Origin of the sequence: Atopostipes suicloacalis DSM 15692, assembly GCF_900129085.1 — a bacterium.
Lineage (GTDB): Bacteria > Bacillota > Bacilli > Lactobacillales > Carnobacteriaceae_A > Atopostipes > Atopostipes suicloacalis.
This window is the reverse complement of record NZ_FQUF01000024.1, coordinates 19,689-36,622: the sequence shown is the minus strand read 5'-3', so window position 1 is coordinate 36,622 and position 16,934 is coordinate 19,689. Positions and strand designations below refer to the sequence as shown.

Sequence of the window (16,934 nt, the reverse complement as noted above, 5' to 3'; positions counted from 1 at the left end):
AGGCTATGTTAAAGTTTATTGTTGATATAAGGTAAAAAATTAGAACTTCCATTTTTCTGGAAGTTCTATTAAATAATAATGTTTTAATCAACTAAAGCACCATTTAGTGCAATAAGAAATCAATCTTTAATAAAATTCAAGATAGCATCCCTGAATTTTAATTGGTTTTCAATGTAAGGGTGATGGCTTCCGTCTATGACGCTTGTTTTAGAGTTTGGAAAGTTAAACAATTGGTGATGTTTTGGACCAACAGCATTATCATCTTCTCCAGCAATAATTAATACTGATTTAAGAATATCGCTTGATAATGAGGTGAAGTCTTGTAAGTATTCCCCTGAAGAGAACACGTATTGTTGGAATTTAGGATCACTATTTAATCCGTATTGGTCAATTAAATCTACTCTCTTTTTGTTCTCTAAATTGGTAAATTGAAATTTATAATACACTTCTTTATCAAGCAATTGCGTGAGAATAGAGAAATAGGAATCCATAAATGAACTTATATCGTCTGTAGATAAATCCCTAACTTCTAACCCTAATAAATTTGCTCCTTTATTCAGTTGATGCCCAAAAGAATCAACCATATGAAGTGTTGCGTTTGATAATATTATTCCTTTCGTTCCTTCAGGAAACCGTTCGGCATAGTTGACTGCAAGTATTCCGCCAAATGAGTGTCCCATCACATACCATTCCTGAAACCCAATGAATTCCCTAAGTTCTTCAATGTCTTCTATTAACCTATTTAAAGAATAATCTTGCGTAGGGCTGTGTTCGGAACGCCCACATCCTCTTTGATCCAAATATACCATTTCCAATTTCTCTTCTAAAAGTTCTTGCGAAAAGTATTGAAATGATTTACTCCAATAACCTGGGCCACCGTGAAGATATACACAAGGAACTCCTTTTCCACTCTTATCGTAATATAATTCTAATCCATCACTTGTTATAAACTTCATCTATACTATTTCTCCCTTGGTTTAGAGTAATTCCTGATTCAACAACCCTGTTCTTTATTTATTCAACAAGAAAGGGTGCTAATCCTTCTTTAAGATAAGCACCCGTTCGTATATTAAGAATAATTAGAACTGCAAACTAAAACCTTTGAACTTATGAATTCCAGTTCCAAATCTCACCAGTTCTTTTTCTTCAAGTTCCTTAACTGCATTTTTTACTTCTGCTAAAAGACTTGATGGAAGACCTATTGTATTATGCCCGCCATAAATCCTCGTCACATTTGATAAGTTGGCTATTTTCTTTAATGATTGCACTAACTTAACAGGTTCTGTCGTAGGAAAAAAAGCATATACTGGAGTCCCATCATAAAGTAAATCACCTGTAAATAAATAGCCTGTGCTATTATCTAAAATTGAAATATGCCCTGGAGAATGCCCTGGAGTATGGAATATAGTCAATGTTCTATTTCCTATCTCTATTTCATCTCCATCATTTAAAAGTCCAGTGGGATGCCCTTTAAATGGCATATATGTTTCTGGATTAAAACTCTTCGGAGTAGGGATTGTAATATCACGACTTACATCTTTTCTAATTTGCTCGATGGGAAGCCCCTTGATACCTTCTATAAGCCAATCTTCTTCATCTTTATGTACATATATATTATCAAATTCACCGTGGCTTCCAATATGATCCCAGTGGACGTGTGTTGTCAGAACAATAATTGGTAAGTTTGTCAGCTGGTCTGTAATTCTCTTTATGTTATCAATTCCAAGCCCAGTATCAATTAAGGCTGCTTTTTCCTCACCAATTAATAAGTAGGAATGAACTTTTTCCCAATGTCCATATTCACTAATAGCAAAAGTTTTATCATCAATTTGTTGTAATGTAAACCACGAATCTTTAATTTCAACCATTCAAAAGTTCCTCCCTTCTTGGTTAGTTTCTATATAGTTTTTAAAAATCCTTCTTCCACTAAACTGCCCCGTTAGTTGAATAAGAAACACTGTTTAAACAGCAAATTTAGTTAACCTAATTGTATCATAAGTTTCTGAATTCTGTACTAAATTCCCTCTGATTATCAAATCATTCATTGTTACTTCATTTCTTTGATGTTGGATACTTTCTAAGACCTGAAACCAAGCAAGGTAATTGTTTAAATACTTGGTCGCAACACCATTAAATCGTTGTATCCAACCTTTTAGTCTTCTATGATAATTATTCACGTTCTGGATGTGGTAAAGCCCCTTTGTACGAATTTTACCATCGGACTTGAATTGGTAAATATCCATTCCCTTTTCAGCAGCATATGTTTTAAATGCACGCCAAGAATCCGTGCATAGTATATTTTCATTTGAAAGCTTATGCCCGATGGCTTTATCTAACTGTACTTTCGTTAATCTACCCATACCTAATATCTGCGAAATAGTGGTCTTGTCACGGTCTCTTGCAACTAATACACACACTTGTTCATTACTTATGCCACGTTTCTTTGCTGAACCACCACGTTTGCGAGGTTTTCTACCTTTAATTTTTCTTTGTCCTTTTTCTGAGTACAAGAAATAGGTCTCGTCCATTTCAACGATACCTTCAAAATTTGGTATTTCCATTTGCTTTAACGATGATAATAGTTTGTGCCTCCAATAAAATAAAGTGACGTGAGTAATGTTGCCGATTAAGTTAGCAGACTTCCGAAGAGAATAACCTTCAATCATACACTCAATAAATTTAATCCACTGGTTAAGGTGACGAGTTCGATAGAGAACTGTATTTGTGAGGTCGGTAAATGTCTTTTTACAAGCCTTACAGCGATAGCGTTGCTTTTTAACTTCTTCACCATCAACGATTGTTGTATATTTACCGAAGCGAACAATATGTTCTGATGTACAATCAGGACATTCATACCCATTCTTATTCTTACGTTCAGATATTTCGTGAAGAACGGTTCCAGTCGAACTTGATGCTCTTAGTGCATCAATTAAATATTCACGCAATCTGTGCTTCTCTGCGGGATTTAGTTTTTGAATGGCTTTAAGGATTTCAGTCGCTCTCACAATCATCACCAACCCTAATGTAGTTAGTTCAATTATAGAACATTCGTTCTTTAAAATCAATTATCAACAACTAACTTTAACAGAGCCTTATTTAAAATGATATAAACAAATTTGTTTGAGTTTCTAAAAGATAGAGGAGTTAGTGGATGAAAAAAATAATCATCGAAGAAGTAACGGATAAAATATTGAAAGAAACTATTTCTAAAGAAGTCCTACTTGACTTACCTGAGTGGTTTGGCCTTCCAGAGAGTACCGAAGAATACATTCACCAAGTGAAAAAGCAGCCATTTTGGGTTGCTAAAAGTCAAAAGAAAATTTTGGGGTTTATCAGCATGAAGGCTACCAGTATTGATTGTGCAGAAATATTTTGTATGGGAGTAAAAAAAGACTTTCATGGAAAAGGGATTGGAAGCTTATTAATAGATGCGCTCGAAATATCTGCCATTCAGAAGCATAGCTATTTACAAGTTAAAACGGTGGATGAAGGTCATTATAAAGAATATGATAAAACAATTGCTTTTTACAAAAAAAGGGGATTCAAAAAATTAGAAGTCTTTCCAACATTATGGGATGAGTGGAATCCTTGTTTAGTAATGATTAAAAAAATATGTTAAAGAGTTTCTAGCTTTTTAGTTCTGCTTCTATATAATATATCTGGTATTCTATTGAGCAATACCTTAAACTATATAGGAAGCATTTTTCAATACATATATTAAGGGGTGGAACTTGTGCATACATCAAGTTCAAACATAAAGTTATTTAAAAGGTTACTGGTTCGGCTTATTTTGACAATTCTTTTAATTTTAGCTGTTTTTTATTTATTACCTAAAGTTATTCATCTTTTATTTCCGATTTTATTAGCTTATCTAGTTGCTGCTATGGTAAATCCGTTAGTCAATAAAATTAATCATTGGCTGAGTAAAACGAAATTTAATTATTCTTTTTCAAGAAATATTATTACGTTACTTTTAACGCTTATTATATTAATTATTATCTCATTAGTTATTTATTTAGTTACTGCAAAAATTATACAAGAAATTATTGGATTAGCACTAAATATTCAAGACAATTGGTCAAATATTGTATCTGCCTTTGAAAAATTAGAAAGTTGGATAGGTAAACAAGTCGTTATTTTACCAGGACCAGCAGTAGAACTACTAGAGAATTTTACAGAAAGTATTTTAAATTTCATACAAAATTTTAGTAGTAATTTACTTACCCATACTGTTTCATCTACAGGCTGGATTATTTCTAGAACAGGAACCTTTTCATTAAATTTCATTACCTTTTTCTTAGCTTTATATTTTTTAATGTCAGATTTTAATATGATTAGGGGATTTGTTATTCAACGAATAGATCGGCAATTATTAAATTCTTTAAGCCTTTTGAAAAACTCCGCTTTAAAAGGCGTGATTGGCTACATTAAGACGCAATTTATCCTTGCTGGAATTGCCTTTGTTTTTATGTTTTTAGCTTTTACTATTTATCAACATCCGTATAGTTTTATAATTGCTTTAGCTCTGGCAATTGTGGACATTATTCCATTGCTTGGTACTATTGCTGTTTTAGTTCCATGGGGAGCAATTGAGTTGATTGGTGGGGATACAACAAAAGGTGTTTTCCTTATTTTACTAGGAGTAATATTCTTTGTGTTCAGAAGATTAACAGAACCTAAAGTCATGGGGAAACAAACAGGATTGCTTCCGTTACTGGCTCTGATTGGTATCTATGCCGGGATTCAATTTTCGGGACTTTGGGGAGCTTTATTAGGTCCTTTAGTGATGATTTTAGCGATTAGCGTATTTAATTCAGGAATATTAGATAATACAATTGCTGATTTAAAAGAAGTTTATCATAAAACGGCTTGGCTTTTAGCCAGGAATTAAATAAGCACAAAAAAGGCTGGAAAAACTCCAGCCTTTTTTTATTCAAATTAATCATCAAAATATTCTTTGTTTTTTAAGAATAAATACATCATAATTCCTGCAAGGAGGGTCACGCCTATCATGATTAAAGTACCGTATTCACTTTGCTCGAACGGCAAACCACCCGTATTCATTCCCCATAAATCACCAATAAGGCTAGATGAAGCTATTATAAGCGATAACGAACTTAGGAATTTCATCAGCTTGTTCAAATTATTACTCATAATATCTGAAAATAAGCTACTAACCGAATCCAATAAATCACGATAAACATTAATTAATTTTTTAACTTGACGATTATACCATTTAACATCATGAACAAGATGAGGATTGTTTAGCTTTTCAATAAACTCTTCATGATCTAATAATTTAGTAACCGCTTCTTCTTGCGTCTCAATGGTATGTTGCAACATGACTAGATTACGCTCCGTATCCGAGACCTCTATTAGAATTTGCCGACTGGTTGAACGAATGGCTTGTTTATTTAGTTCGTCAATAACTTCTTTTTGTTTTTCTAATTCTTCAGTAAATCGTCTATAAGAAAGAAGAACGGCATTCAATAAAATACTTTGTACAGAATTTATTTTAATCCCTTTTTCTTCTAGGAGTTCTTGATCTAAAGTGGAAGATTTATCATTCATAAACCAAAACAACTTTTCTTGCTTCAAAATAAATGTGTGGGGTTCAAATCTTTTTTCAACTTGCGAATCTTCTGAGGTATCAAAAACATTTGAAAAGACAAAGAATAAGGTATGATTAATCTCTTCCTTGTGAAAGATTTCAATTCTAGGAGCAATATGAGGCATATCATCAAAATCAAAGAGGTCTTCTGGAAAATTATGATACCTTATGAATTGTTTTCTTTCTTTTTCGCTTGGATTGAGGTATATTTGTAAAACATCATGGTCTGATGTAGATTCCTGTAATCCATTACTAGAAATATGATATGTTTTTTTTCATGGCATAACTCCTGTTCCATTTTCTTAATCATAATTCTCAAGAATTGAATAGTCAACGATAACGAAATAAACAAATGTTATAATTTTAATCCTCTTATTCTACAGTTTTTTGATAAAAATTTGATATAATTAATTTATACTAAAAATATTGGTAATAAGAGAGGAACAAAGTATGGATATTAGAAAGAACTGGGGAAGACTATTAAGCTTATTGATGATCATAGTATTGGTATACTGGGCAGTAAATAATATGTTAGTTCTACAAAATTTTTTAAATGCAATAATATCAGCTTTTCAGCCTTTTATCTTTGGAGCTTCATTTGCATTTATACTCAATTTACCCGTTAAAAGAATTGAAAGCTGGGTGATGAAATGGCAAAAAGAGTATAAAAAATGGTTTCGTCCATTAGCTATTGTCGTCTCATTTATGTTTGTTATTCTTATCTTATTTTTCTTAGTTTTTTTAGTTATTCCTGATTTAGAACGAACTGTTACTTCTTTTATTGAAGTAGTCCCGAATCAAATTGCTCGTATCATTCATTGGTTCGACCGCTTTGTTGATAATAATCCTAAAATTATTCAATTTATTCAAAATCTAGAGATTGATTTAAATTCTATTCAGCAAGATTTAATTGATTATGCCCAAGCTTTTGCAACAAATACATTGGGGAATATTGTAAGTTTTATAACAGGAGCGGTTAGTAGTGTAGTTACAATGTTTATAGCTATTGTGTTTGCATTTTTTCTACTTACAAATAAAGAAAAAATTATTCGACAATTTAAAAAAATCATTTATAGTGTTTGGTCATTAAAATGGGCAAATTATTTTATTAATGTTGGCCAAAAAGCCAATGAAATTTTTTCGAATTTTGTTGGGGGAGCAATTATTGAGGCTTTTATTCTTGGAATGCTAGTTTATCTAGGGATGCTTCTTTTTAATTTCCCTTTCAAATTATCAATATCAGTTATTACAGGTGCCCTAGCATTGATTCCAATCTATGGAGCAATAATAGGAGGCATTATTGGTTTCACTTTAATATCTGTTGTTCATTTTAAACAAGCGGTTTGGTTTATTATTTTTATTGTTATTATTCAACAAATTGAAGGAAATATTATTTACCCAAGAGTTGTTGGGAATAAAGTTGGCTTACCAGGTATTTGGGTAATGGTTAGCGTAACAGTTGGAGGTTCTTTTTTTGGGCTTATTGGGATGTTAGTAAGTGTGCCTTTAGTTTCTGTTGTGTACTCACTCATATCTGCAACAGTAAACTATCGCTTGGAAGCAGCGGGGCTTAACATTAATACTGATTCAAAAAATCTTTAAAAATCAAAAGATAAAACACTTACTTCTTCAAAAGGAATATGGAGTACTTTATTCCTCTTATTATTGTTTTTTTAAAACCTGTGAATTATTATGTTTATTAGAAGTTTATTGAGGAGTTGGCATCATTGAGTAAAAAAAAGAAAATCCAAATTAAAGATTTAGTTACGATAGGTGTTTATACGGCTTTATATTTTATTATGGTTGCGATTTCTGCTTTGCTTGTCATTTTCATTATTCCAGGATATTCCTATGTTTTTATCCCTGTTATTTCCGCATTATTGTCAGGCACTATTTTTATGCTAATGGTTGCGAAGGTTCCACGATTTGGGGCGATTACAATCATGGGCTCTATTATGGGCATCTTCTTTTTTATCATGGGCCGTTTTCCGGGCGCTTTATTCATTTGTATAGTGATTGCTTTTATTGCGGATGGTATAGCCTACTTGATGCGTTATAAAAATAAAAAGGGACTTTTATTAAGTTATTTAATTTTTTCATTTAGTACAATTGGTCCTGTTATTCCAATGTTTATCTTTCCAACTGTTTATATCAATCAACTAATAGAAGTGGGGCATGATGCCACTTATATTGAAGGAGTTTTCAATAATATTTCACAAAATACCTTAAGCGTATTAATTGGTGGCATCATAGTAGCAGCAATTGTTGGTGGATTATTTGGACAAAAAATGATGAATAAACACTTTGAAAAAGCGGGTATTGTCTAATGAAAAGAGTGTTAGATCCTCGAGTTAAGTTATTATTATTAATTTTGGCAGCTGTCTATATTAGTATACAATTAAGCTTTCCAATAGAATTGATTTTAGTTTTTATTTATATTGGACCTTACTTTTTAGCGGGACTCTATTCCTTAGCTATAATGTTTTTACTTATCTATTTTTCACAGTTACTTCTTTCTCAATTCCTGGTTTCCCATATGAACCATGCTTTTGTTACTTATATTCTCTCGTTCTTAGTGTTTGGCCTGCGTTCGTTACTGCCAAGTATGATAGCAGGGACATATTCAATAAAAACAACAACAGTTAGTGAGTGGATTGCTGCGTTTAAAAAATTGTATTTTCCTAATTGGTTACTAATTCCTTTAGCGGTTATCGCTAGATTTTTCCCTACTATTCGAGAAGACTATCAGCGTATTCGTCAAGCGATGGCTTTTAGAGGAGTAGGAACTAATTTATGGGATTTAGTTAAACATCCTATTCAAACCCTAGAATATCTATTAATTCCTTTATTAATGAATGCTACTCAAGTCGCTGAAGACTTAACCATCTCATCTTTAACAAAAGGACTTAGTTTATCCGGAAAACATACATCCATTGTGCCATTAAAATTGACTTTATATGACTGGTTATATGTTGTACTTGCTTTCATACCACTAGTATTACATTTAGGAGGAGTTTATTTGTGAAATCTATAATCAAAAGTGAACAAGTTTCCTTTCAATATTTACATAGCAAAGCTCCTTTTTTAAAAGATATTAATTTTGAAGTGTATCCAGGAGAATGTGTTCTCATTTGTGGAGCTAGCGGAAGTGGGAAGACTTCTTTTTCTAGGTTATTAAACGGTATTAGCCCTAATTATATAGAAGGTAATCTAAGTGGGAATATGCACACGGCAAATTTAAATGCGGGAGAGGCAGATATTGAAGAGTATCTGCCAATCGTAGGGAGTGTGTTTCAAAACCCTAAGACACAGCATTTTACTGTAGATACGACCAGTGAATTAGCTTTTCCTTTAGAAAATATTGGGATGGAGCTCGATGATATTCGCCAACAAATTCAAAACAAGGCTGTTTCTTTTCAGATTTCGCATTTATTAGAACGAAATATATTTAAGCTGTCGGGTGGTGAGAAACAACAGATTGCATTTGTCTCAGCAAACATGTTGGAACCTAGTATTTTAGTTCTTGATGAAGTGACAAGCAATCTTGATCAGGAAGCAATTAACAGAATTTCTAAAATGGTAAAAAATTTAAAAAAGAAAAATATAACAATAATTCTTTTTGAACATCGTCTTTCGTGGGCAAAAGATTTTGTCGATCGTTATATTTTGTTTGAAGAAGGAAAAATTAAGAATGAGTGGTCTGCTTCAGAGTTCAATAAAATAACGAATGATGAACTGCATTACTTAGGTCTTCGCTCAATGAATTTATCGCCATATCGAGAAGATATTCAAGAAAAAACGAATCTCTTAACAAGCAGAGAAAAGGGCATGTTGCAAACAAAAGATTTAGAAATTGGATACCCAAGTCATAAAGTTTTATCAAGAGTAAACTTAAACTTCCAGTCAAATAAAATTATTGGTTTAATGGGTGAAAATGGAACGGGCAAGTCTACCTTAGCAAATACATTAACTGGTTTACAGGCACCTATCTCCGGAGAAATCTTGTGGCAAGGAAAGAAAATGTCTCCTAAACAATTAATTAAAAAAAGTTTTTTAGTCATGCAGGATATGAACTATCAATTATTTAGCGATTCAGTTGAAAATGAAATTCTCTTAGGTTCTAAACATCCAGAATATTTAGAGGAAGTAATTGAAACTTTAAATTTATCTCCTTATAGAAAAAGACATCCAATGAGCTTATCTGAAGGACAAAAGCAAAGAGTTGCCATAGCCTCAGCCATTCTTTCGGGCAAAGAACTCATCATTTTTGATGAACCTACTAGTGGACTGGATTATTTGCATATGGAACGATTTGGACAGTTGTTAGAAAGATTAAAAACAACAAAGCGAGTAATCGTTATTATTACACATGACGAAGAACTTGCTGCAAAATGGTGCGATTCGATTATTCATTTAAAAAAATAGAGTGAAATTAATCATTCAAAGAAACTACGAGGAGATGATGTTTTTTTAAAAGATGAAGAAAAAGGTTAATTTTTTATGTTACTACATTCACAATCTTTTATATAATCAAACCTTACTATTTCATGTATAGATTAATAGATGTTCACAAACATTGTTGTTATCTATTTCAATTATCAAAATGAATACGTTTTCAGTTTGTTAAAAGTTTCACAAATGACTTTACTTTTTATTTTTTCCTGTTTATAATGGGTTTGAATTAATCAACACGATTATTAAAGGAGATGGAAAAAATGGTTGAAAAAGTAAAAGAGCCAAAAATTTCTGTAGTAGATAATATTGATGAATTAGTCCAAAAAGGAACCAAAGCCCTTGAAAGGTTTAGAGAATATAATCAAGAAGAAGTAGATTTTATCGTAGCGAAAGCTTCAGTAGCTGCTTTAGAACAGCACGGAAAGCTAGCTAAATTGGCCATTGATGAAACAAAACGTGGAGTTTTTGAAGATAAAGCTACAAAAAACTTATTTGCTTGTGAACATGTTATTAATAATATGCGACATTTAAAAACGGTAGGAGTCATCGATGAAGATGAAGTAAATGGTATTACGACAATTGCTGATCCATTAGGGGTTATTTGTGGGATAACTCCAACAACAAATCCTACATCAACAACTATTTTCAAAGCTCTCATTTCTTTGAAAACACGGAATCCTATTATCTTTTCTTTTCATCCATCAGCCATTAACTGTTCGATAGCTGCAGCAGAAGTTGTATATGAAGCAGCCATTAAGGCGGGAGCCCCTAAAGATTGTATTCAATGGATTGAAAAACCTTCAATAGAAGCAACCAATGCTTTGATGAATCATGAAGATATTGCAACGATTCTTGCAACAGGTGGAAATGCGATGGTGAAATCCGCTTATTCTTGCGGGAAACCTGCTCTTGGAGTTGGTGCAGGAAACGTTCCAGCTTATGTTGAAAAGTCTTGTGATATTAAACAAGCTGCACATGATATTGTAATGAGTAAATCTTTCGATAATGGAATGGTTTGTGCTTCTGAATCTGGAGCAATTATTGATAAAGAAATTTATAAAGACTTTATTAATGAAATCAAAACTTATCACACATATATTGTAAGTGCTGAAGAAAAAAAACTTCTTGAAAAATATGTTTTCGGAGTAACGGCAAATAGTACTGAAGCTAAAAAAGCGAAGTTAAATCCTGATGTTGTTGGTATGGACGCAATAGATATTGCAAAGAATGCAGGCTTTAAAGTTCCAGAAGGTACAAGTATTTTAGGCGTAGAAATCAAAGAAATTGGGGAACGAGAACCTATGTCTCGTGAAAAATTATCTCCGATTCTGGGTCTATACAAAGCAAAATCGCAAAAAGACGGAATTGAAAATGCAAAGAAAATGGTTGAATTTCACGGTTTAGGGCATTCTGCATCTATTCATACTGCAGATGAAGCCTTATCTAAAAAATATGGTGAAGAAGTAAAAGCTATTCGTGTAATATGGAATTCTCCTTCTACTTTTGGAGGAATTGGAGACGTTTATAATGCCTTTGAGCCTTCTTTAACTTTAGGGTGTGGTTCATATGGAAGTAATTCGGTGGGTGGTAATGTCAATGCCAACCATCTTCTCAATATTAAAAAAGTAGGGAGACGTAGAAATAACATGCAATGGTTTAGAGTGCCTTCTCGAATTTATTTCGAACGTGATTCAATTCAATATTTACAAAAAATGCGTAATGTTGAAAAGGTAATGATTGTTACTGATAATGCAATGGTTGAATTAGGATTTGTAGACCGTATTATTGAACAATTACATTCCCGAAGAAATAAAGTTATTTACCATATCTTTAATGATGTTGAACCTGATCCGGATATTAAAACTGTTCGTAAAGGTGCGGAAGCTATGCACGAATTCCAGCCAGATACTATTATTGCGTTAGGTGGAGGTTCTCCAATTGATGCAGCTAAAGCAATGTGGTTATTTTATGAACAACCACAAATCGATTTTAACGATTTAGTGCAGAAATTTATGGACATCCGAAAACGCGCTTTCCGTTTCCCATTATTAGGCGAAAAAGCTAAATTTGTAGGTATTCCTACAACTTCTGGTACAGGTTCAGAAGTGACACCATTTGCTGTAATTTCTGATAGAGAAAACAATATGAAATATCCTTTAACAGATTACGCATTAACCCCAACAATTGCAATTGTCGATCCTTCATTTGTTATGACAGTTCCAGCAAACGTAGCAGCTGATACTGGTATGGACGTTTTAACTCATGCGATGGAAGCTTACGTCAGTACAATGGGGAATGACTATACGGATGGATTAGCGTTGCAAGCAATAAAACTTGTATTTGAAAATCTAGAACAATCGGTTAAAGTAGGAGATTTTGAATCCCGAGAGAAAATGCATAATGCTTCAACAATTGCAGGAATGGCTTTTGCAAGTGCCTTCTTAGGAATCTCTCACTCCATGGCACATAAACTTGGTGGAGTTTTCCATACTGTTCATGGCGCAACAAATGCTGCTCTCTTACCTTATGTTATACGCTATAATGGAACTCGTCCTTCTAAGACATCTAATTGGCCTAAATATAATACTTATCGAGCAGATGTTCATTATCAAGAAATTGCAAAAGTATTAGGATTACCTTGCGAAACACCTGAAGAAGGAGTCGCTTCGTTAGCTCAAGCTGTTTATGATTTAGGTAAAAAGGTCGGTGTTCAAATGAGTTTTAAAGAACAGGGCTTAGATAAAGAAGAGTATATGTCAAAAATTTCAGACATCGCTTATCTAGCTTACGAAGACCAATGTACACCATGTAACCCACGCTTAGCTTTAGTGAGTGATATGGAAGAGATTTTAGCAGATGCTTACTACGGCTATGAAAAACAACCGGGAAGAATTAAATAATTAATTCTTTAAGCGATAGAGAGATAGAGAATGGATAGAGAATGTACTCTTATCTATTCTCTATTTTTATTACAAGATAAATAAATAGATTCTTGAAATAATAAAGAGTGTATGATAAATTATCTGTAGATAAAAAAGGAGAGGTATACAGATGGTGGCTTCAATGAGATTACGTTAAGAATGGCAATAAGAAGCAGTTCAATCTTATCTATTAGATTGGCTTATTTGTCATGCTTAAAAAAAATCTTTATTGGATGGCACATCTAATAACAGTTTTTCTTCCAAGATAAATTCGGGAGAAAATTGTTTATTTATGTATCCAGAATATGATTATTTTTGCAGCTTAAAGCCGATAATACTTTGATCTGCATTTTTTATTGCCTAAATTAGATGGTTATGAAGGAATAAAAAATGCAGGAGTGATTAAAAAATGGAAAATCTTGTCCTTGAACTAAATCATGTGGAGAAAAGTTTTATGAGTAAAAATGTATTAACAATTGAAAATTTAAAAGTTTATGAAAATGAAAAAATAGGTATTGTTGGAGGAAACGGAGAAGGGAAATCAACGCTTCTTAACTTAATCGCTAAAAAAATGAAACCGGATATCGGAAATATCCATCGCTTAATTGAATTTGAGTATTATGAACAAATTAAAGAAAATATTAATCCGGATTATACAAAAATTGACCCGGAACATTTATCTCGTTTAGATGTTCCGAGTCATGAAGTCGCACATTTGAGTGGTGGTGAAAAGACACGTTTACGGCTTGCTGAATATTTTTCAACTTATAATTTAGGTTTATTAATGGATGAGCCTACTACACATTTAGACATTGAAGGAATACAATTTTTAATTGATGAATTGAAATATTATTATGGAACTTTACTTGTTGTAAGTCATAATCGTTATTTTCTAGATGAAATTGTTGATATTATTTGGGAGGTGGATAATGGGAAAATTACGGTATATCCAGGAAACTATTCTATATACCAAGAATTAAAACAACAAGAATTGATTGAACAACAGAATGCTTATGAGAAATTTATAAAGGAAAAGAGTCGTTTAGAACAAGCAGCAAAAGAAAAACAAGCACGTGCAGAAAAATTATCAAATGTAAGTGAAAAACAGAAAAATAGATTCGTAAAACCAGATCGCTTATCTTCTTCAAAACAAAAAGATACTGTTCAAAAAGCTGCTCATAGATCTGCTAAAGCTATTGAGAAACGAGTTGAGCAATTAGAAACTGTAGGAAAAGTGGAAACAGACCATTTGATTCAATTCCCTGAACCGGAAAATTTGGAGATGCATAATGATTTTCCAATTATGGGTCAAAAAATTTCGATTCAAAAAGGAAAAAAATATCTATTTGATGAGGCAAATTTTCAATTGCCGATAGGGAAACGAATTGCCATTGTGGGACCCAATGGATCTGGAAAATCTACTTTATTAAATCATATTATTACAAATAGTGAAGGAATTACTCTATCAAATAAAATTGTCTTTTCTGTTTATAAACAGATGGCTTACCAATTAACTGAAGATAAAACGATATTGGAATTTTTGAAACAGGACTCTCACATGAAAGAGCCTATTATTCGAAGTATATTAAATAATCTTGGTTTTGAGCAAGTCGAAATTGTTAAGAAAATTGTTTCTGATTTAAGTGGAGGAGAAGCTACAAGATTAGCTATTGCAAAATTATTTACAGATCCCAGTAATGTTTTAATATTAGATGAACCGACGAATTTTATTGATGTGCAGACAATTGAAGCTTTGGAAGTATTGATGAAAAGCTATAGGGGAACTATTCTATTTACATCGCATGATAAATACTTTGTGGAAAATGTTGCGGATCAAATCTGGCGTATAGAAAGTCGGAAATTAAAGTTAATAGAATATTAATATAAGTTTAGATATTTATCAGAGCCCGTTTGTTTTAATAGAGAAATGGGCTTTATGCTATCCACTATATATTTTTTTAAGTTTGACAAAAACGTTTTCACGTGGTAATTTAGATTAAATAAATATAGAAAAGAGGGCAAAATTAAAACGATGCGCAACTAAACCTGTTTTTCCAAGAAATAGATGAGATAAATATTTTGACTACGGAAATCGTATGTCTTATTTTAATACGTCTATTTGTCGAATTGGAATAATGGGAGTAGGGGCTTAGTCTGTATTTTTATTTATATAGAACTATTTTAATTGCCAATACTTTATATGCTCCCATTTTATGTGTACGGGGGCTATTTTTATGCTTCCGATTTTTAGGAGGAAATGCAATGAATGCTATTAATATTCAACATCTTAAAGTTTCTATTGGTATTAGAGATTTGCTTGACTTAAAAGATTTAAGAGTAGATAGTAATCAAAAAATTGGGTTAATTGGAAAGAATGGAAGTGGAAAAACTACGTTATTTAAAGCTTTGCTAGGTGAAGTAGAGACAGATATTAGTCGTTTTTCAGTTAGTGGAACAATAGGTATGCTTCCACAGTTGAAACAAACCAATACTTATAAAAGTGGTGGTGAAGTTTCTCAAGACTATTTTGTTCGTATTTTGACTCAATCGCCCAATATTTTGTTAGCGGATGAACCGACGACAAATTTAGATACCTCACATGTCGAATGGGTAGAGAAGAAGCTTCAGGATTTTCAAGGGATGCTTCTTTTGATATCTCATGATCGAACACTATTAGATAATGTTTGTGAGACCATTTGGGAATTAGAAGAGGGACAAATTACAGAATATCCGGGTAATTACTCAAATTATCTTGAACAAAAAGAAAATGAAAAGAAGTACCAACAAAAAGAATATGAAAAGTTTAAGCAAAAAGAGCAACAGTTAGAAGAAGCGATTATACAAAAAGATAGACAAGCTGAAAGAGCCACTAAAGCGCCTAAGAATTTATCTTCCTCTGAGGCACGTATAAAAGGTGCAAAGCCTTATTTTGCAAAATTACAAAAAGGATTACATCAAAACCGGAAAGCTCTGCAAACACGCTTAGAAAAACTTGAAGAAGTTGAAAGACCTAAAGAAGAAATGTCACTCAAAATGACTCTACCTAATGTACAAGCTTTTAAAAATAAAATAATCTTACGTGCTGAAAAAGTAGTTGGACAAGTTGAAAACAAAAAACTTTGGCAGCCTGCAACATTTTTTGTAAAAGGTGGAGATAAAGTAGGCATTATTGGACCGAATGGTAGTGGGAAAACAACATTTTTAAAAAAGATCATTGAAAAATCAGACAAGAATCTATACCTTTCTCCTGCAGTTAAAATTGGTTATTTTGCTCAAGATATGGATGTATTGGATTCCACAAAAACAATTCTTGAAAATGTAAAAGAAAGCTCTAAACAAAATGAAACACTTATTCGGACTGTACTTGCTCGATTAGGCTTTCCTAATGAAGATGTATATAAAAAGGTTAACGTATTAAGTGGCGGAGAAAAAGTTAAGGCTTCGCTAGCTAAAATTTTCGTAAGTGATTGTAATACTTTAATCTTGGATGAACCTACAAATTTTTTAGATATTTATGCTCTTGATGCTTTAGAGGAATTACTCAAGGAATATGAAGGAACGATTTTATTTGTCTCGCATGATCGTCAGTTCATATCTAATATTGCAACTCAGCTTTTAATTTTTGAAGAAAACCAATTAATATTTTTCGAAGGTGATTACGAAGAATATCATAACTGGGATCATCAAAAAGAACGAGATCTAGTAGCTGAACAATTAACAAAAATAGAACTGGCTATCACTACAGTGTTAAGTAAGCTAGGAGATTCAATGCTTACAGAAGACGAAAAGAATGTACTTGAGGAAGAATTTAAAAAATTAATAAAGAAGAAGACGATGCTTGAGGAAGAGGCGTGATTTATGATTCCTTAAAATACGAATCATCTATATAGATTCCTTATATTATGAATCAATTTACTTGATTCATAATATTGGATATCATATAATAA

The 16,934-nt window shown here is 32.4% G+C and carries 13 protein-coding genes; 9 read left to right on the top strand and 4 right to left on the bottom strand.

Translation table 11 applies throughout. The features are described 5' to 3' along the window. Positions 1-119 precede the first annotated feature (119 nt). The 3 genes from BUB96_RS07800 to BUB96_RS07790 all read right to left on the bottom strand — a co-directional run bounded on the left by BUB96_RS07800 (position 120) and on the right by BUB96_RS07790 (position 3,005). Positions 120-956 carry an alpha/beta fold hydrolase gene (locus tag BUB96_RS07800; RefSeq protein ID WP_073294277.1) on the bottom strand — a complete coding sequence of 279 codons (837 nt, stop codon included), beginning with the start codon at positions 954-956 and terminating at the stop codon, positions 120-122. Positions 957-1,079: 123 nt separating this feature from the next. After that, positions 1,080-1,868 carry an MBL fold metallo-hydrolase gene (locus tag BUB96_RS07795; protein ID WP_073294274.1) on the bottom strand — a complete coding sequence of 263 codons (789 nt, stop codon included), beginning with the start codon at positions 1,866-1,868 and terminating at the stop codon, positions 1,080-1,082. 93 nt (positions 1,869-1,961) lie between these two features. Further along, positions 1,962-3,005, bottom strand: coding sequence for an IS1595-like element ISBsp6 family transposase (locus BUB96_RS07790; RefSeq protein WP_076611814.1), 1,044 nt, complete (start codon positions 3,003-3,005; stop codon positions 1,962-1,964). Between the two features lie 146 nt (positions 3,006-3,151). On the opposite strand from BUB96_RS07790, the gene BUB96_RS07785 reads away from it, so the two are divergent. After that, the gene (locus BUB96_RS07785; protein WP_073298314.1) at positions 3,152-3,619 is read left to right on the top strand and encodes a GNAT family N-acetyltransferase; all 468 of its coding nucleotides are present in this window, start codon (positions 3,152-3,154) and stop codon (positions 3,617-3,619) included. A gap of 114 nt (positions 3,620-3,733) precedes the next feature. After that, positions 3,734-4,891 carry an AI-2E family transporter gene (locus BUB96_RS07780; RefSeq protein WP_073298313.1) on the top strand — a complete coding sequence of 386 codons (1,158 nt, stop codon included), beginning with the start codon at positions 3,734-3,736 and terminating at the stop codon, positions 4,889-4,891. A gap of 47 nt (positions 4,892-4,938) precedes the next feature. On the opposite strand, the gene BUB96_RS07775 is transcribed toward BUB96_RS07780, so the two are convergent. Further along, on the bottom strand, positions 4,939-5,736 hold the full coding sequence (locus BUB96_RS07775) for a CorA family divalent cation transporter (RefSeq protein WP_073298312.1): 798 nt from the start codon (positions 5,734-5,736) through the stop codon (positions 4,939-4,941). A 325-nt stretch (positions 5,737-6,061) separates the two neighbouring features. Between BUB96_RS07775 and BUB96_RS07770 the strand changes: the two genes are divergently transcribed. The 7 genes from BUB96_RS07770 to abc-f (BUB96_RS07740) all read left to right on the top strand — a co-directional run bounded on the left by BUB96_RS07770 (position 6,062) and on the right by abc-f (BUB96_RS07740) (position 16,842). Further along, complete coding sequence (locus tag BUB96_RS07770; RefSeq protein ID WP_073298311.1) at positions 6,062-7,213, top strand: AI-2E family transporter; 1,152 nt, start codon at positions 6,062-6,064, stop codon at positions 7,211-7,213. Between the two features lie 125 nt (positions 7,214-7,338). Next, positions 7,339-7,938 (top strand): MptD family putative ECF transporter S component, encoded by a 600-nt coding sequence (locus BUB96_RS07765; RefSeq protein WP_073298310.1) that lies wholly within the window; start codon positions 7,339-7,341, stop codon positions 7,936-7,938. Then, a complete protein-coding gene (locus BUB96_RS07760) occupies positions 7,938-8,636 on the top strand; it encodes an energy-coupling factor transporter transmembrane component T (RefSeq protein ID WP_073298309.1) in 699 nt (232 codons plus the stop codon). The genes BUB96_RS07765 and BUB96_RS07760 overlap by 1 nt, the downstream gene beginning before the upstream one ends. After that, the gene (locus BUB96_RS07755) at positions 8,633-10,036 is read left to right on the top strand and encodes an ABC transporter ATP-binding protein (protein ID WP_084137023.1); all 1,404 of its coding nucleotides are present in this window, start codon (positions 8,633-8,635) and stop codon (positions 10,034-10,036) included. The genes BUB96_RS07760 and BUB96_RS07755 overlap by 4 nt, the downstream gene beginning before the upstream one ends. Positions 10,037-10,326: 290 nt before the next feature. Then, entirely contained in the window at positions 10,327-12,966 is a 2,640-nt protein-coding gene (adhE, locus tag BUB96_RS07750; RefSeq protein WP_073298307.1) for a bifunctional acetaldehyde-CoA/alcohol dehydrogenase, read from the top strand. 430 nt (positions 12,967-13,396) lie between these two features. Continuing rightward, positions 13,397-14,869 (top strand): ribosomal protection-like ABC-F family protein, encoded by a 1,473-nt coding sequence (abc-f, locus tag BUB96_RS07745; RefSeq protein WP_073298306.1) that lies wholly within the window; start codon positions 13,397-13,399, stop codon positions 14,867-14,869. A 380-nt stretch (positions 14,870-15,249) separates the two neighbouring features. Then, positions 15,250-16,842 (top strand): ribosomal protection-like ABC-F family protein, encoded by a 1,593-nt coding sequence (gene abc-f / locus BUB96_RS07740; RefSeq protein ID WP_073298305.1) that lies wholly within the window; start codon positions 15,250-15,252, stop codon positions 16,840-16,842. Positions 16,843-16,934 lie beyond the last annotated feature (92 nt).